At 72.5% G+C, this 16096-nt stretch carries 14 protein-coding genes; 7 read left to right on the top strand and 7 right to left on the bottom strand.

Going from position 1 to position 16096, the window contains the following annotated elements; all coding sequences use genetic code 11:
- The first annotated feature begins 119 nt into the window (after window positions 1-119).
- Window positions 120-1001, top strand: a complete 882-nt coding sequence (locus BXA10_RS23895) for an ion transporter (protein ID WP_245828411.1) — start codon at window positions 120-122, stop codon at window positions 999-1001.
- Entirely contained in the window at window positions 994-1590 is a 597-nt protein-coding gene (locus BXA10_RS23890) for a GNAT family N-acetyltransferase (RefSeq protein ID WP_084753189.1), read from the top strand. The genes BXA10_RS23895 and BXA10_RS23890 overlap by 8 nt, the downstream gene beginning before the upstream one ends.
- Before the next feature lie 5 nt (window positions 1591-1595).
- On the opposite strand, the gene BXA10_RS23885 is transcribed toward BXA10_RS23890, so the two are convergent.
- Complete coding sequence (locus BXA10_RS23885; protein WP_076473106.1) at window positions 1596-3074, bottom strand: glutamate-cysteine ligase family protein; 1479 nt, start codon at window positions 3072-3074, stop codon at window positions 1596-1598.
- A 64-nt stretch (window positions 3075-3138) separates the two neighbouring features.
- Between BXA10_RS23885 and BXA10_RS23880 the strand changes: the two genes are divergently transcribed.
- The gene (locus BXA10_RS23880; RefSeq protein ID WP_425436110.1) at window positions 3139-3600 is read left to right on the top strand and encodes a DUF3817 domain-containing protein; all 462 of its coding nucleotides are present in this window, start codon (window positions 3139-3141) and stop codon (window positions 3598-3600) included.
- Between the two features lie 24 nt (window positions 3601-3624).
- On the opposite strand, the gene BXA10_RS23875 is transcribed toward BXA10_RS23880, so the two are convergent.
- Window positions 3625-4173 carry a hypothetical protein gene (locus BXA10_RS23875; RefSeq protein WP_175649292.1) on the bottom strand — a complete coding sequence of 183 codons (549 nt, stop codon included), beginning with the start codon at window positions 4171-4173 and terminating at the stop codon, window positions 3625-3627.
- Between the two features lie 143 nt (window positions 4174-4316).
- Here BXA10_RS23875 and BXA10_RS23870 point away from each other — a divergent pair, with 143 nt between their 5' ends.
- From BXA10_RS23870 to BXA10_RS23855, 4 genes are all read left to right on the top strand, one after another.
- Window positions 4317-5441, top strand: coding sequence for a baeRF2 domain-containing protein (locus BXA10_RS23870; RefSeq protein WP_076473061.1), 1125 nt, complete (start codon window positions 4317-4319; stop codon window positions 5439-5441).
- Complete coding sequence (locus BXA10_RS23865) at window positions 5434-7194, top strand: thiamine pyrophosphate-binding protein (RefSeq protein ID WP_076473060.1); 1761 nt, start codon at window positions 5434-5436, stop codon at window positions 7192-7194. Before BXA10_RS23870 ends, BXA10_RS23865 begins: the two co-directional genes overlap by 8 nt.
- 177 nt (window positions 7195-7371) lie before the next feature.
- On the top strand, window positions 7372-8784 hold the full coding sequence (locus BXA10_RS23860) for a hypothetical protein (protein ID WP_139338111.1): 1413 nt from the start codon (window positions 7372-7374) through the stop codon (window positions 8782-8784).
- A gap of 245 nt (window positions 8785-9029) precedes the next feature.
- Window positions 9030-10166, top strand: coding sequence for a SigB/SigF/SigG family RNA polymerase sigma factor (locus BXA10_RS23855; protein WP_076473059.1), 1137 nt, complete (start codon window positions 9030-9032; stop codon window positions 10164-10166).
- 91 nt (window positions 10167-10257) lie between these two features.
- On the opposite strand, the gene ctaD is transcribed toward BXA10_RS23855, so the two are convergent.
- The 5 genes from ctaD to BXA10_RS23830 form a co-directional block, all read right to left on the bottom strand.
- Window positions 10258-12261 (bottom strand): aa3-type cytochrome oxidase subunit I, encoded by a 2004-nt coding sequence (gene ctaD / locus BXA10_RS23850; protein WP_076473058.1) that lies wholly within the window; start codon window positions 12259-12261, stop codon window positions 10258-10260.
- A gap of 113 nt (window positions 12262-12374) precedes the next feature.
- Window positions 12375-13103 (bottom strand): ATP-binding protein, encoded by a 729-nt coding sequence (locus BXA10_RS23845; RefSeq protein WP_076473057.1) that lies wholly within the window; start codon window positions 13101-13103, stop codon window positions 12375-12377.
- A gap of 82 nt (window positions 13104-13185) precedes the next feature.
- Window positions 13186-13635 carry a DUF4383 domain-containing protein gene (locus tag BXA10_RS23840; protein WP_084753199.1) on the bottom strand — a complete coding sequence of 150 codons (450 nt, stop codon included), beginning with the start codon at window positions 13633-13635 and terminating at the stop codon, window positions 13186-13188.
- 174 nt (window positions 13636-13809) lie between these two features.
- Complete coding sequence (locus BXA10_RS23835) at window positions 13810-14967, bottom strand: glycosyltransferase (RefSeq protein ID WP_076473056.1); 1158 nt, start codon at window positions 14965-14967, stop codon at window positions 13810-13812.
- Window positions 14968-15079: 112 nt separating this feature from the next.
- Complete coding sequence (locus BXA10_RS23830; protein WP_245828418.1) at window positions 15080-16063, bottom strand: glucosyl-3-phosphoglycerate synthase; 984 nt, start codon at window positions 16061-16063, stop codon at window positions 15080-15082.
- Window positions 16064-16096 lie beyond the last annotated feature (33 nt).

Here is a 16096-nt window from a genome sequence, read left to right as displayed (position 1 = left end):
GTCGCGACCCACCGGCCCGATCACGAGGTGCCGACGGCGGGGTCTGCTCGGCGGTGAGTCGCATCCACCCGCCCCGCCCGCGGCGGGCTGCCGCCGTGCCGCCGTCGACCTTTACGCGGTTGTCCCAGCGGTGCGCCCGCGCCGTCCGGTCCCGGCCGTTCGAGATCGCGATCATCGTCCTCATCGTGGCCAACGGGGTCGTCCTCGGCATCGAGACGTTCTCACACCTGGGGGCGGCCGGGCCCGTCCTGCGCTGGCTGGAGCTGGCGTTCCGGGCCGCTTTCGTCACCGAGATCGTCATCCGGGTGCTCGCCTACGGGCGGCGTCCGCAGGACTTCTTCCGGCACGGTTGGAACATCTTCGACTTCCTGGTCACCCTGGCGATCTTCGTTCCCGGCCTGCAGGGGGAGTCCCCGCTGCTGCGCGTGCTGCGGGTGGCCCGGGTGCTGCGGCTGGTCCGGTTCTCGCCGGGTCTGCGGACGATCCTGGCGGCGCTGCTGCGCAGCCTCCCCGGCGTCGCCGGTTTCCTCGCGCTGGCCATGGTGACCCTCTACGTCTACGGCATGGCCGGCTGGCTGATCTTCGGTGACACGTACCCGGAGCAGTACGGCGACATCGGACGGTCGCTGCTGACGCTGTTCGTGCTGCTGTCCCTGGAGACGCTGCCCGACCTGATGGAACAGGGCATGGCGGTGTCTCCGTGGACTCTGCTCTACTACGTCAGCTACGTGATCATCACGGTGAACCTGCTGCTCAACATCCTGATCGCGGTCATCGTCAACTCGATGGAGGAGGCGCGCCGCCTGGAGATGACCGAGCGGTTGGCCCCCGGGTACGACGAGGACGGTGACGGCGTGCCCGACGAGGTCGACCGCATCGCGCTGACCCAGCGGCTGGACGACCTGCGCGCCGTCATCACCGAATTGGAGCGGGAACTGCGCATCGACCGCGAGGACGCGCACGTGCGGTACGGGGCGGCGGGCCGGCGCTCCGATGGTTAGCCTGTCCGTCGTGGAGGGCGGCTACCCGCCGGTGTCCGTGCCCGGCATCGCTCACGAGACCGACGGCATCGGCGTACGGATGCGCCCGGTGGCCGAACCCGACCTCGCCATGTTCCGACGGTTCTGCACCGAGCCCGGCCTGATCGGCCTGGACTGGGGCGGCTTCCGCGACCCGGGCGCACCCGTGCGGCGCTTCGCGGTCGACGGCTGGCTCGGCACGGAGGACGGCCGACTGGTGGTCGAGGCAGGCCCGGACGCGACCGCCGCCGGTTTCGTGAGCTACCGGGCCGGCCAGTACGCCCCCAGGGCCACCTACTGGGAGATCGGCATCGCCCTGCTGCCGCAGTGGCGCGGGCGGGGCGTCGGCTGGCGGGCGCAGGCCCTGCTCTGCGACTACCTCTTCGCGTATACCCCTGTGCAGCGCATCCAGGCCGGCACGCACCCGGAGAACGTGCCCGAGCAGCGGTCGCTGGAGAAGGCGGGCTTCCGGCTCGAGGGCGTGGTCCGCGCCTGCGAGTTCCGCGCCGGGCAGTGGCGCGACGGCTACCTCTACAGCAGGCTGCGCGACGACCCGTCGCCGTGGGACTGAGCCGTTCAGGGCAGCGGCCACTCGTGCACCGGCCGGTTGCCGTGCATCAGGTCGACGTAGTGCCGGACGATTTCGCGCAGCGCCGCAGGTCGGTCCAGGTGGTCCGCGGACTCCAGCCGGTGCAGCGTGCCGACCTGCCAGCTCGCACCGTTGCGCCCGGTCAGGCAGCGCTGCTCGATGATGCCGAGCAGCCGGTCCCGCTCCTGCGGATCCAGCCCCCAGTGGTCCAGCCCGTGGTGGGCCAACGGCAGGAGCCGGCGCAGCACCAGCTCGGTCACCGGCAGGTAGCCCAGGCCCGGCCAGAAGACCTGCGCGTCGATGCCGTGCCTCGCGCAGTTGCCGAAGTTCTCCTCGGCGGCGCTGAACGACATCTGTGACCACAGTGGCCGGTCGGATTCGGCCAGCGCGCGGACCAGGCCGAAGTAGAAGGCGCCGTTGGCGATGGTGTCCACCACGGTCGGCCCGGCTGGCAGCACCCGGTTCTCCACCCGCAGGTGCGGCCGGCCTCTCAGCACGTCGTAGACCGGGCGGTTCCACCGGTAGACAGTGCCGTTGTGCAGCCGCAGCTCGGCGAGCTTCGGCACGCCGCCCGCCGAGAGCGTCTCGGCCGGGTCCTCCACGTCGCAGACCGGCAACAGCGCCGGAAAGTAGCGGACGTTCTCCTCGAACAGGTCGAAGACGCTGGTGATCCAACGCTCGCCGAACCACACCCGGGGGCGTACGCCCTGCGCCTTGATCTCCTCCGGGCGGGTGTCGGTGGCCTGCTGGAACAACGGGATCCGGGTCTCCCGCCACAGCTCCCGGCCGAACAGGAGCGGTGAGTTGGCGCCCACCGCCACCTGTACCCCGGCGATGGCCTGCGCGGCGTTCCAGTAGTCGGGGAACTGGGCCGGGCTCACCTGGAGGTGGAACTGGGTGCTGGTGCAGGCCGCCTCGGGCGTGATCGTGTCGGCGGTGACCGCCAGCCGTTCCACCCCGTTGATGGCGATCCGCAGGTCCTCGCCGCGCGCGGCGAAGATCTGCTCGTTGAGCAGTTCGTAGCGGGGGTTGGCCGACAGCGTCCGGGCGTCGAGGTGGTGGGGAAGCAGGGTCGGCAGGATGCCGATCATCACCAGGTGCGCGCCGAGCGTCCGGGCCTTCTCCTCGGCGGCGTTCAGGCTCGCCCGGACATGTTCCTCGAACTGCGCGGTGCCGGTGCCTGTCAGCCGTCGCGGCGCGACGTTGATCTCCAGGTTGAACTGACCGAGCTCGGTCTGGAAGCTCGGGTCGGCAATGGCCGCCAGCACCTCGTCGTTGCGCATGGCCGGCTGGGACTCGGCGTCGATGAGGTTGAGCTCGATCTCCAGCCCGGTCATCGGGCGGTCCACGTCGAAGTGGGACTCGCGCAGCATCTCGGCGAAGACGTCCAGGCAGCGGCGGACCTTGTCCCGGTAGCGTGTCCGATCCTCCCGGCTGAAGGTGCGTGTGCCGACGAATTCGCCCATGGTCACCACCCGAGTCGCCGCTGGTCCTCCTAACCTCCCACTCGGGGGCGGAAGGGGGAAGAGCATGTGGAAGCCTCTCTACCCGTCCGCGCTTCGGGTGATTCCCGTCGCGTCCGGCCGGTTGCGTCCGGCTCCGGGCCCCGCCACGGCTACGATGGCCGGCCGAGGGGTGGTGGCGGTGGCGATGCGCGACAGGGTGACCAGGCTGTTCGTCGGTGCGGCGATCGCCGAGGCGTGTTCCTGGCTCGGTCTGCTGATCGGGATGGCGGTCAAGTACGGCCCGCCCGGCAACGAGCTGGGCGTGAAGATCTTCGGGCCGATCCACGGCGCGCTCTTCGTCGGGTACCTGCTGCTGGTGCTCCTCGTGGCCCGGCGCCACCGGTGGAGCTTGCTGGCCACCGGCGTGGCGCTGGCCTGTGCCGTGCCCCCGTTCGCGACGCTCGTCTACGAGCGCTGGGCCTACCGCCGGGGGATGCTCGGCGCGACGGAGGCCGCGGCGCCCCCGCAACCCGCCGCGGTGCGCTGAGCCCGGCGGCGACCGGAGGCGGCGTCAGGTCAGCGCCGACCAGGCGGCGACCCCGAGCACCAGCAGCACCCCGAGGATGGCCTGCAGCAGCAGCGGTGGGCCGAGGTGAGTCCAGAGCGTCGCGGTACGCGGGGTGAGCAGCTGCCCGGTGGTGAGGTTGACGATCCGCTCGATCCGCGGCGGCAGGTCCGGGTCGCGCTGCGGTCGCAGGGTCAGCTGGACGTGGTCGGCGGGGTGCAGTGCGCTCTGCGGCAGGTGTCCGTGCAGCTCGACCTCGTAGAGCCCGCCGGTGTTGTCACGCAGCCGCACCGGGGTGACCAGATATTCGGGTCCCTTGGTCAGGTCCTTCCAGCGCCGGCGAGCCCCGCCGCCGCTGCCGGGCAGCACGGCGCGCACCACCCGCATCAGCAGCGCGCCCACACCGGCCGCCGCCAGCACGGCGATCAGGACAGGTTTGCCGACGGCGATCTCCCGCGTGTACCCCTCCAGGAACCGGACCACCCGGCCGGTGAAGATCCGTTGCGTCGGATGTGCGATCCGCCGGGTATCGAGTCCGCTGTCCATGACCACCACCGAGAGTCCTGATCCGTTCACTGATGGTATCCGCGTGGCGGGTTGAACGGCGTGAATGAAACCTGGTCACGCACTCATGTCCGGCCAGGTGACATTCGGGGCGGCTCGGGTATGCGCAGGGCCGAGCTGGAAAGGGGTCGAGCATGCAGCTGTCCTTCCTGCGCCCGCTCTACGACCGCCCCGGGCCGTGGTGCTCGGTGTACCTGGACGCGTCGGCCGACACGCACGACGCCCACCCGGCGCTCGACCTGCGCTGGCGGGCACTGCAGGGCCAACTGATCGACCAGGGTGCGGACGAGCCGACGGTCGCCGCGCTGGACCGGGTGATCCGGGGGCACGACCCGATGCCGGGGGACTACGGTCTGGCCGCCTTCGCCACTCGCGGCCAGGTGGTGCTCACCGAGTTCCTCTCCGCACCACCACTGCGCGACCTCGCCTCCTACGCGCCGCTGCCGCACGTGATGCCGCTGCTCGCCCAGCGGGGCGAGCAGGTGGCGTGGGTGCGGGTGCTGGCGGACCGGACCGGCGCGGACGCCATGGCGGTCAGTGCCGGGGGAGTGCCGCGCCGGGCGCACATCGTCGGGCGCGAGAGTTTCCAGCTGCGCCGGGTGCAGCCAGGTGGCTGGTCGCAGTCGCGCTACCAGCGCGCGGCCATGGAGGCGTGGCACCACAACGCCGGTGACGTGACCGCCGCGACGGTCGAGCTGGCCGAGAAGGTCGGCGCGGACGTGGTGGTGGTCGCCGGGGACATCCGGGCCACCGGGATGATCGCCGCGCAGATGCCGGTGCGCTGGCAGGATCTGGTGGTCCGCACCGATGCCGGCTCCCGGGCCGGTGGCGCCGACCAGACCCTCCTGGACGACCTGACCGTGCAGACCATCGCCGAGGTGGCCGACCAGCGGATCACCGCGGCCCTGGACCGGTTCGGCACCCAGGAGGACGTCGGCGCCGGCCTCGCGGCCGTGGTCGCCGCGCTGCAACGCAACCAGGTCGACAACATGCTGATCGTGGACGACCCGTCCGCGAACGGCGAGCTGTGGATCGGCCCGGAGCCGACCGAGATCGCCGTCGACCCGGGGCAGCTGAGCGCCATGTCGGTCGACGATCCGCAGCGGGTACGCGCCGACGCGGCCCTGGTACGCGCGCTCGTCGGCACCGACGCCGAGCTGACCGTGCTCGGCCCCGACGAGGCGCCGGAGCTGACCGACGGGGTCGGCGCGGTGCTGCGGTACGTGGACGCCAGCACCCCGGGGCGGGGCAATGGCTGACCGGATCGCCGCCGATCTGGTGGTCGAACGGCTGCGTGCCTGGCGGGTCCCGCGGGCCTTCGGCTACCCGGGCGCGGCCATCGCCCCGATCGTCGCGGCGTTGGACCGCGCCGGGGGCGACCCGGAGTTCGTGCCGGCGCGGCACGAGGAGGCCGCCGCCTTCATGGCGACCGGGCACGCGAAGTTCACCGACGGTATCGGGGTCTGCCTCGCCACCCAGGGGCCGAGCGCGGTGCAGCTGCTCAACGGCCTCTACGACGCCAAGCTGGACAGCAAGCCGGTCGTGGCGCTCGTCGGTGAGGACGTCTCCGGCCCGCTGGGCGGCGCGCACCAGGAGATCGGGCTGACCCGCCTCTTCGCCGACGTGTGCAACCAGTTCGTCCACTACGCGCGCAGTGCCGCCCAGGTGCCGACCCTGCTCGATCAGGCGTTCCGCACCGCCGCGGCGACCCGCAGCCCGGTCTGCGTGGTGCTGCCGCGGCAGGTGCAGGAGGCGGCTGTACCCGACCTTCACGCGTACGGCATCGGCGTGATCACGGCGACGCCCGGTGAGCCGTTGGCCCGGGTGCTTCCGCACGAGGTGGACCTGGCCGCCGCCGCGCAGCTCCTCGGCGCCGGTCAGCGGGTGGCGATCCTGGTCGGGCAGGGCGCCCAGGACGCGGAGCACGAGGTGGTGGCGCTCGCCGACCGGCTCGGCGCCGGAGTGGCCTGCTCGCTGCTCGGCAAGCCGGTGCTCGACGAGCGGCTGCCGTACCACGCCGGCGTGCTCGGCGAGGTGGGCACCCGTGCCGCCGCCGAGCTGATGGGCGGCTGCGACACGCTGCTGCTGGTGGGCACCAACGACCCGTGGACCAGCTACCTGCCGATGCCCGGGCAGGTGCGCACGGTGCAGATAGACATCGACGGACGCCGGGTCGGCAGCCGCTACCCGGTGGACGTCCCGCTGGTCGGTGACGCGGCCGAGACCCTGCGGGCGCTGCTCGCCCGGGTGCCGGACCGGCCCAGCCCGCAGTGGCGGGCCACGGTGGAGAACTCGGTGGACCGTTGGCGGCGGGAGCTGGTCGACCGCGCGAGCGCGCCGGCCGAGCCGGTGAACCCGCAACTGGTGCTCCAGGAACTCTCCGCACGGCTGCCGCGTACCGGCTCGGTCGCCGTGGACGTCGGATCGGTCATCTACTGGTACGCGCGCCACCTGGAGCTGCAGCCCGGGGTGAACGCCCAGCTGTGCGGCACGCTCGGTTCGATGGGGTGCGCCCTGCCGTACGCGGTCGCGGCCAAGCTCGCCGCACCGGACCAGCCGGTGATCGCGCTGCTCGGCGACGGCGCCATGCAGCTCAACGGTCTCGCCGAGTTGGTCACCGTGGCGCACCACTGGCCACGTTGGCGGGATCCGCGGCTGGTGGTGCTGGTGCTGAACAACCGCGACCAGTCCGGCATGGGTGCCGGTCGCCAGCCGGTCACCGACCCGGCCCAGCGCCGCCCCGACGTGCCGTACGCCGGTTGGGCCCGGCTGCTCGGGCTGCACGGCGTACGGGTGGACCGCCCGGAGCTGGTCGGGGCCGCCTGGGACGAGGCGCTGGCCGCGGACCGCCCCTGTGTCGTGGAGGCGGTGGTCGACGCCGCCGTGCCGCTCGCACCGCCCGAGCCGGCGTTGGCCGACCTGCGGGGTCTCTTCGCTGACGGCGACGCCGCCCGCCGGGTCCGCGAGCAGGTGGACCGGCAGATCTCGGTGGCCGCCGACGACATCGTCTAGACCCGGAACACGCCTTCGGGAAGGGCCCGGATCGGGCAGGACACCGCCAACCGGCCGGTACCGGCGAAGTGTCCCCGATCAGCGGATTGGACCCGGCAGGTGGCGGAGGGCCCGTTTGAACCGCATCGGGACGGGAAGCCGGGCCGCGTGGTGAGCGAACGAGGCAAGGTGGGGCCGGTGCACAAGGTGCACGAGGGGCTCGTGGCAGCGGACGCCGGCCTGGCCGGCGACCGGGTCGTCACGAGCGGCAGCGTGGCACGTGTCCTGGTCGCCGCCGCGGCCCGTGCGCTGCGCGGCACGGACTGCGCCGACCTGGGGCATCCGGGCCCCGCGTCCCGGTTCCCCGGCGCCCCTGATCCGGTCCGCCGGGCGGCGGTCACCCGAGCGGCCGGACGCGTCGCGCTCACCCCCGCTCAGGTCGCCGACGTTGACGCGGAGCGGGTGGCGAGCTGGTTCGTCGACCAGTACCCCCGCCGCAGCTACCCGGGCGTCGTCATCGGCTCGCCGCACGGCGCCGCCGTACACCTGGCGGTCGCCCTCGGGGTGCCCTGGCTGCCTGTCGGCTTCGAGATGACCGTGCACTGGGCGCAGGGCGCGGTGGATCGCCCGGGCGCCGCGTTGGACCACGGCGCGGCGCTCGTCGCGCGGCTGCTCGGCGGCAACGACGACCTGCACGTGCGCCAGGTGCACTGCCCGGCGAGCCGAGGCGCGTTGGCCGGGGCGACGATCATGCTCGCGGCCCGGTGGCGGACACTGCCCGCGGCGTACCGGCGGTTCCTGGGCGACCGGCTGGCCCCGGGCGCGCCGGTGCTGCTGCTTCGCGACGCGCGGACCTGGCCGGTGGTGGAGGTGGGGCAGGGGCACAGCTTCCAGGTCGGTTCTCCGGCTAGCGGGCTGGACCCCGTCGACTTCCATCCGGACAGCCACGCGCTGCGTCAGGTTCTTCGCTCGGCCGGTGGCGACGCCGCCCGCTGGGAACCGCCACAGGTCTCCTCCCCGTCGGGGTACGCCGAGCACGGCGTGGAGTCCGGTTTCGAACTGAGCGCCCGGGACTGGGCGGGGCGGCACGAACGGATCCTGCACCGCGTGCTCTTCCCCCGGCCCGAGGGGCTCAGCGCCGTCGTGGCGGACCTCTACCGCCGGTGGCTGCGGATGGCGGGCAAGACCGGCGACCGGCTGGTGGTGGAGTGCGGGCGGCTGCTCGACCCGTGGCAGGTGGTGCGCGCCGGGCTGGTGCCGTACTGGTGCGAGAACGCGACGCGGCGCAGCGTGGAGGGGGTGGAGTGGTGGCTCGCCGGCAGCGAGCCGTACAGCTCCGTGGACGTGCTGCCCGAACCGCCCGGGGTCCGCTCTCCCGCCCTCGCCGGTCTGCCGCAGTGGCTCGCGGTGGCCGGCTTCGGCCGTCGCCGCCGGGCCCTGGACCGCACCTCCGCGCGGGGCTACCCCGTCGCCTCCGTGCCCACCCGTCGGGCCACCGAGGTGCTGCGGGCCCAGCCGTACGACCTTCCGGCGCCGCCCGCGTTGACCGTGGCGGAGGCGTTGGCCGTGTTCCGCGACGGCGGCACCCACCAGGGTCTGCTCGTCTCCTGAAGGCGCGCCCAGCTCTCTCGAGGCGAGCCCAGCGAAACATCCTCGCGAACCCGGGATCCCGTGATTGAGTACCTACGGAGCGGGAACATCGCTGGCTGCGATGGACTGATCACGTTGCGCAGCGTGGTGTCGTCGCCCGCTGGCGTCCCAGTCACGTAACCCACTTCCGGCCCGGTGCGTGGTCCGACCACGCGCACGACCGGCTTTCCCAATCCGGGCGGGGGACCTTCCTGAGGGAGGCGCGGATGTTCGGAAAGACCGCCACAAGCACGCCACCACCCACCGAGCGGGGCCTGGAGGACCTCGACGCGGCCGCATTGGCGTACGCGGCGCGTATCGAGGGACTACCGCCCGAACGGCGGCAGGAGGCCCGCGACGACCTGGTGCGGTTCGCTCTGCCGTTCGCCGGCCGGCTCGCCCGTCGCTACCGAGGGCGGGGGGAACCGCTGGAGGATCTGGAGCAGGTGGCCCGGCTGGGGCTGGTGAACGCAGTCGACCGGTACGACCCGGAACGGGGCTCCTTCACCGCGTACGCGGCGATCACGATCGTTGGCGAGATCAAGCGGCACTTCCGGGACCGGACGTGGGGCGTACACGTACCCCGCCGGCTACGCGACCTGATCCTCGAGGTCGGGCAGGCCACCGCGGCGCTGACCAGCGAACTGTCCCGGGCGCCGACGGTGGCCGAACTGGCCCAGCGGCTGGAGACGCCGGAGGAGGAGATCCTCGCCGCGCTGGAGTCGGCCGCCGGCTACAGCCCGGCCTCGCTCAACGCCCCGGTCGGCGGGGAGAGTTCGGCCGAGTTCGGTGACCTGGTCGGCGAGTCCGACAACGCGCTGGAATCCGTCGACGACCGGGTCACGGTCAGCGGGCTGCTGCACCGCCTGCCCTGGCGGGAGCGGCGGATCCTGGCCATGCGCTTCTACGGCAACCAGACCCAGGCGGAGATCGCGGCCCGGTTCGGCATCTCGCAGATGCACGTCTCCCGGCTCCTGTCGCGCGCGCTGACCTGGCTGCGTCAGGCGATGCTCGCCGACACGCCGCCGCCGTGGCAGAACGGCGCGGCCGAGAGCGAGTCGACCAAGTCACGCATCTCGGTGCGGCAGAACGGTGACCGGGTGGTGGTCGAGGTCGGCGGCGACGTCGACCGCGACGGTGCGGACCAGCTGCGCCGAGCGATGCTGGAGGCGGTCACCGGTCAGCCGAGCGAGGTCGTGGTCGACCTGGTCGGCGCGGGCGGGGTCGACGCCGGTGGAATAGCCGCTCTCGTGGCCGGCCGGGAGGCGGCCGCCCGCACCGGCGTACCGATGCGACTCACCCGGGTGCAGCCGGCGGTGCGCCGCTCGCTGACCGCCGCCGGTCTGCCACCGGCCCGCGACTGATCGGCCCGTCCGCTCGCACCGCGCCGTCAGGAAGGAGCCCCTGTCAACGCCCGGCGTCGACAGGGGCTCCTTCCTTCGGTTCGTCTGTCTGTCACTGCCCCGGTTGGTCGCCGTGGCTGCGGGGGTGGCTCCACTCGTCGTTCTCCTGGGGCGCGCGATGCGCGCCGAGCGGGTTGTCCTCGGGCTCGTCGGTCTCCTCGAAGCTCGGCCGGCGGACCTGCTCCGGGTCCGGCACGTGCACCGGGCGGGCACCGGACTGTGGCGCCGGCGTGTACTCGTTGGCCTCGCGCGGGCCGGTCGCTCCCACGGCGGAGGGCGATTCGGGGACCTGCGTGACGTGCCGCATCTCCTCACGGAACCCCTGCGGTGGCCGGGTGGTGCGCTGCGGCAGGTCGCGACCGAGGTCGGAGACGAGCGCGCCGTACTTGGCGTCGAACGCGGGCCGCTCGGAACGGATGCGGGGCATCCGATCGAAGTTGCGCAGCGGCGGCGGGCACGTGGTGGCCCATTCCAGCGAGTTGCCGAACCCCCAGGGGTCGTCCACCGTCACCTGCGCCCCGTACCGCCAGGTCTTCCAGACGTTGTAGATGAAGAACAGGGTGGACGCGCCGAGCACGAACGACCCGAGGGTGGAGACCGTGTTCAGCACGGTGAATCCGTCAGTGGCCAGGTAGTCGGAGTAGCGCCGCGGCATGCCCTCGTTGCCCAGCCAGTGCTGCACGAGGAACGTGGTGTGGAAGCTCAGGAACATCGTCCAGAAGTGGACCTTGCCGAGCCGTTCGTCGAGCAGCCGGCCGGTCATCTTCGGGAACCAGAAGTACACGCCGCCGAAGGCGGCGAAGACGATCGTGCCGAAGAGGACGTAGTGGAAGTGGGCGACGACGAAGTAGGTGTCCGTGACGTGGAAGTCGACCGGAGGGCTGGCCAGCAGCACCCCCGTGAGCCCGCCGAGCAGGAAGGTCACCAGGAAGCCGATGGCGAACAGCATCGGCGTCTCGAAGGTGAGCTGCCCCTTCCACATCGTGCCGATCCAGTTGAAGAACTTCACCCCGGTCGGCACGGCGATGAGATAGCTCACGATGCTGAAGAACGGCAGCAGCACCTGCCCGGTGCCGAACATGTGGTGTGCCCAGACCGTCATCGACAGCACGGTGATCGCGACGGTGGCGAGCACCAGACCGGTGTACCCGAAGATCGGTTTGCGGGAGAAGACCGGGATGATCTCGGTGATGATGCCGAAGAACGGCAGCGCCACGATGTAGACCTCGGGATGACCGAAGAACCAGAACAGGTGTTGCCAGAGCATCGGTCCGCCGGTGGCGGCGTCGTACACGTGCGCGTTCAGCAGCCGGTCCGCGCCGAGTGCCAGCAGCGCCGCGGCGAGCAGCGGGAAGACCAGGATCACCAGCACGCTGGTGAGCAGGACGTTCCAGGTGAAGATCGGCATCCGGAACATCGTCATACCCGGGGCGCGCAGGGTCAGGACCGTGGTGATCATGTTGACCGCGCCGAGGATGGTGCCCAGCCCGGAGATGACCAGGCCGACGAGCCACATGTTCCCGCCGACCCCGGGGGAGTGCTCCACGTCGGAGAGCGGCGCGTAGGCGAACCAGCCGAAGTCCGCCGCGCCGCCCGGGACGAGGAAGCCGCCCACCACGATCGATCCGCCCAACAGGTAGAGCCAGTACGCGAGCGCGTTGAGCCGGGGGAAGGAGACGTCCGGGGCGCCGATCTGGAGCGGCACGATGTAGTTGCCGAACGCGAACACCAGCGGCGTGGCGAAGAGCAGCAGCATCACCGTGCCGTGCATGGTGAACAGCTGGTTGTACTGCTCGGGGGAGAGGAACTGCAGCCCGGGCCGGGCCAGCTCCCCCCGCATGAGCATGGCCATCACCCCGCCGATCACGTAGAAGGCGAACGACGTGGTGAGGTACATCAGGCCGATGAGCTTGGCGTCGGTGGTGCCGAGCAGCTTGATGATGGTGCTACCGCGGACCACCTCGCGGAACGGGCCGGGATAACCGCCGAACTGCGCCGGTGCGAGGATCGCCGGCCCTCTGTCCCGGCCTGGCTCCGTCGTGACCCGCTTGGGCATGTCTTCACCCCGTCGTCGCGTAAGAGGACGGGCGTGACTACCCGGCCCCTGCCCTATGAAACCAGGCTGAAGGGGTAGACCGGGTCAATTCGCAGTGTCGGGCCGATACTCGGTCAGATCGCCGGCACCATCGCCCAGACCGCCTTTCCGTTCCCGGCCGGGACGCTGCCCCAGCGCTTCGCCAGCTGGCGGACGAGCAGCAGACCGCGGCCGCCCTCGGTGCGGACGTCAGGAGTGCGCGCCTGGACGGCCTGCCGGCTGCCGTCGACGACGGCGATGTGCAGGTACGGCCGGCGCAGGGTCAACGTGACCTGCATCGGTGTGCCGGCGTGCCGGACCACGTTGCCGACCAGTTCGCTGAGGACCACCGAGGCGGGACCGGCGACCTCCGGCAACTGCCACCGGGCGCACGCGTCGCTCACCAGTTCACGGGCCCGCCGGCAGGCCTCGGCGACGGGTTCGAGCCGGGCCCGCAGCCGCGGTGCGACGGCCGCTCCCGCCGCCCGGGTCGCCTCGGCGCAGTCCCGCCGGACCGGCACCACCCGGCACGCGGTGGACTCGGCCAGCCAACGCGCGGCGGTCGGCGGCGGGGCACAGAGCACGACCGGCACGGACGGCCACTCCTCGGCGCGGCGGGCCGTGGCGGCGAAGACGGCCAGTGCCAGGCGGTCCTCGACGGCGACCGCGCCCAGGTCGACCACGAGGGCGTCGGGCTGGGCGGCCAGGCAGGCGTCGAGCGTCCGGTGCACCGAGCGCATCGTGCCCACATCGAGGATTCCGGCGAGCCGGACGACGGTCACCGGCGACCCGTCGCGCACCTCGCAGGTGATCCGGCTCGACATCTCGCCCTGGCCCTCTCGCGTCTCATCGGTGGGACCCTCGAACTACCCCCGGCGCGAATCGACCAAACCGCGACGCCCGGCCTCACCCGGCCGTTCGCCGCGTGGTCAGCAGGCCGAGCGCGATCATGCCCGCGCCGAGGCCCAGGTGCAGCCAGTTGTCGGCGCCGTTGAGCGGGAGGAAGTTCGCCCCGCTGCCGGCGTCCATCACCACGCCGTAGAGCCAGAGCACGAGATAGACGGCGCCGCCGCCGACGAGGTACGCCCGGGCGCGGGTGACCGTCCGGGACAGCACCAGCCCGGCCACCCCGAACCCGAGATGGACGAGGTTGTGCAGCACCGACACCTGGAAGGTGTCGAACAGCGCGGCCCCCGAGTGGTGGCCGGCTAAGCGCAGATCGTCGTAGGGGTTGGTGACCCCGGGTAGGAAGCCGAGCACCCCGATGACGAGGAAGACGACCGCCACGATGCCGGTGGCCCGCCGCACCGGTGCCTTGCCGTCGGCCGGATTGGGCCGGGCCCGGGAGTGTGCCATCGGTCCGATCACCGACGTCTCCTCCCTGTGTGGCCTCGGCCAGCCGCGGCTACCCGTGGACCGGCCCGGCAAACCGGCTGACGACCGCTCGCCGCGCACGCCGCCGGGCCGGCGGCCCGCGTCCTGCCCGCCGCCAGGTCTCCGGACGGATCGCCGGCCCCTGCCGAGCCGGGATCAGGCCGCTTGAAGGTCGGCAGCCGGCCGCAGGTGGCGGACCCGTTCGTAGAGGGCGAGGTACCTCTCGGCCATCACGGCCGGGGTGAAGCGGGCCACCGCCTCCCGGCGGCACTCGTCCGGCTCGAGCAGGCCGGCAGCCAGCACGAGCTCGCCCAGCTCCTCCTCGGCGGTGGTGAGCAGCCCGGTGCGGCCGTGCTCGACGAGTTCGGGCAGGCAGCCCCGAGCGGTGGCGACCACCGGGGTGCCCAACGCCAGCGCCTCGACCACGGCCGTCCCGCCGGGTTCCTCCCAGCGCAGCGGGAACAGCGCCGCGCGAGCCCCGGCGAGCAGTTCGTCGCGCTCCCGTCCGGCGACCGTGCCGACCCAGCGGACCAGGTCCCCGTCCACGTACGGAGCGACCTCGTCGTAGAAGAAGCGGACGTCCGGGTTCTGTCGCGCCTCCTCGCCGGCGGCGGCGAGGTCCTCCGGCCGGTGGTACGGCCCGACCGGCCCGGCCAGCACCAGCGGAAAGCCCACCTGCCGGGCGAGCCGGGCGCCCACGTCCTGTCCCTTGCCCGGGTTGATCCGGCCGAGCACGACCACGTGTTCGCCCTTCTCCGGCCGGGGCCGACGGTCGGCGCCCACCGCGAGCGGGGTGGACAGGTGCACGTGCCCCACCGAGTGGTCCTGCAACGCGCGCGGCGCGCGGGCCAGCTGCGACGCGGAGACCCCGTTCACCCGGACCCGGTCCCCGCCGTCGAGCTCGCCGTAGAGCGCCGGATGCTTGGTCAGATCCCAGTGCAGGGTGTGCAGCACCGGTGGTCCGTCCGGACCCATGGCGGTGAGCGTGGCCAGCCCCACGGCCTCGACGTGGTCGTGCACCAGGTCGATGTCGTCACGGGCGTGCAGCTCCCGGACCACCCCGGCCAGGTGCGCCTGCGCGACCCCGCACACCTGGTTGTACGGCCGTTGCAGAGCACCGAACTGGCCGTCCGGGAAGACCGACACCAACTCGTCGACCGACAGCGCACTGTCGGCCACCGAGGCGAGCACCACCCGGACGCCGAGGCGGCGCAGCTCCGGCACCAGGGTCGCGATCACGTTCTCGATGCCGCCGTAGCCGGGCGGCGGCACCGACAGCCACGGACCGGCGTTCATCAGGACGGTGAGACTCATCGGGCCCGGCTCCTCTCCCGGGCGGCGTCGCCGGTCGTGCCCGCGCCGCCGGTCGGCCTGCCGCTCACCCGGCCGGTGACCCTGCGGCGGCCTCGCCGAGCCGGCCGGGCGCTCACGCCGCCGCCACTCGCCGGCGCGGCACCCGGTGCCGCAGCTCCGCCAGGGGCGGCCGCTCCTGGACGGACACGTCGCTGACCACGATCTCCCGCTCCAGGTTCGGCAGCCCCTCCGAGCCGCCCCGGCGGAACTGGGTCAGCAGCGGGGTCGGGTCGAAGCCGGGGGCCGCCCAGCCGCGCCGCTGCAGCCGGGACCAGACGGTCAGCAGGATCTGCGCGGACATCCGGCCCAACGCCGCGGTGTCCTGATGCCGGTGCTTGCGCTCACCGAGGTCGACCTGGGCCAGCGCGTCGAGCCCCACCAGCTCCAGCAGGTCGATGAGCATCGCCGTCTCCACCCCGTACCCGGAGACGAAGGGCACCTGGGCGAGCACGTCGCGCCGACCGGCGTACTCACCGGCGAGGGGCTGCACGAAGCCCGCCAGCTCGGGCCAGAACAGGTTCAACAGCGGCCGGGCCATCAGCTCCGTCACCCGCCCGCCGCCGTCCGGCTCGACGCTCGCCGTACCGACCAGGGGCCGGTGGTAGAAGCCCTTGACGAAATCGACCGACGGATCCGTCAGCAACGGGCCCAGCAGGCCGGTCACGAAGTGCGGGCGGAACTCCCGCAGGTCGGCGTCGACGAAGGCCACCACGTCCCCCTCGGCGGCGGCGAGACCGGACCAGAGCGCGTCGCCCTTGCCGGCCAGCCGGGGCAGCCCACGGGTCATCGCGTCCTGGCTGACCACCTCGGCGCCCGCGGCCCGGGCCACCTGCGCGGTCCGGTCCGTCGACCGCGAGTCCACCACGATCAGCTCGTCGACCAGGGCGACCCGGTCCATCAGATGCTCGCGGATCGTCGACACGATCGCGCCGACGGTCGCCTCCTCGTTGCGGGCGGGCAGTACCACGCTCACCCGACTGTCACCCTTGGCCCGCAACAGCCGTCGGGCGTTCCAGTCGGCTGCCGAGGTCGTCCGGTAGGTGGCCCACGCCTCCACCACCGGTGAGACGCTCGAATCAGTTTCCCGCAC

The sequence above is a fragment of the Micromonospora avicenniae genome, assembly GCF_900156065.1.
GTDB lineage: Bacteria > Actinomycetota > Actinomycetes > Mycobacteriales > Micromonosporaceae > Micromonospora > Micromonospora avicenniae.
The sequence above is the reverse complement of the archived record's forward strand: the minus strand, read 5'-3'. Positions and strand labels throughout refer to the sequence as shown.

Bases quoted from the DNA above. Each gene is read 5' to 3' on its own strand.
- BXA10_RS23890 (WP_084753189.1), top strand. From the start codon at position 994: ATGGTTAGCCTGTCCGTCGTGGAGGGCGGCTACCCGCCGGTGTCCGTG.
- BXA10_RS23885 (WP_076473106.1), bottom strand. From the start codon at position 3,074: ATGGGCGAATTCGTCGGCACACGCACCTTCAGCCGGGAGGATCGGACA.
- BXA10_RS23880 (WP_425436110.1), top strand. From the start codon at position 3,139: ATGTGGAAGCCTCTCTACCCGTCCGCGCTTCGGGTGATTCCCGTCGCG.
- BXA10_RS23870 (WP_076473061.1), top strand. From the start codon at position 4,317: ATGCAGCTGTCCTTCCTGCGCCCGCTCTACGACCGCCCCGGGCCGTGG.
- BXA10_RS23865 (WP_076473060.1), top strand. From the start codon at position 5,434: ATGGCTGACCGGATCGCCGCCGATCTGGTGGTCGAACGGCTGCGTGCC.
- BXA10_RS23855 (WP_076473059.1), top strand. From the start codon at position 9,030: ATGTTCGGAAAGACCGCCACAAGCACGCCACCACCCACCGAGCGGGGC.
- ctaD (WP_076473058.1), bottom strand. From the start codon at position 12,261: ATGCCCAAGCGGGTCACGACGGAGCCAGGCCGGGACAGAGGGCCGGCG.
- BXA10_RS23845 (WP_076473057.1), bottom strand. From the start codon at position 13,103: ATGTCGAGCCGGATCACCTGCGAGGTGCGCGACGGGTCGCCGGTGACC.
- BXA10_RS23840 (WP_084753199.1), bottom strand. From the start codon at position 13,635: ATGGCACACTCCCGGGCCCGGCCCAATCCGGCCGACGGCAAGGCACCG.
- BXA10_RS23835 (WP_076473056.1), bottom strand. From the start codon at position 14,967: ATGAGTCTCACCGTCCTGATGAACGCCGGTCCGTGGCTGTCGGTGCCG.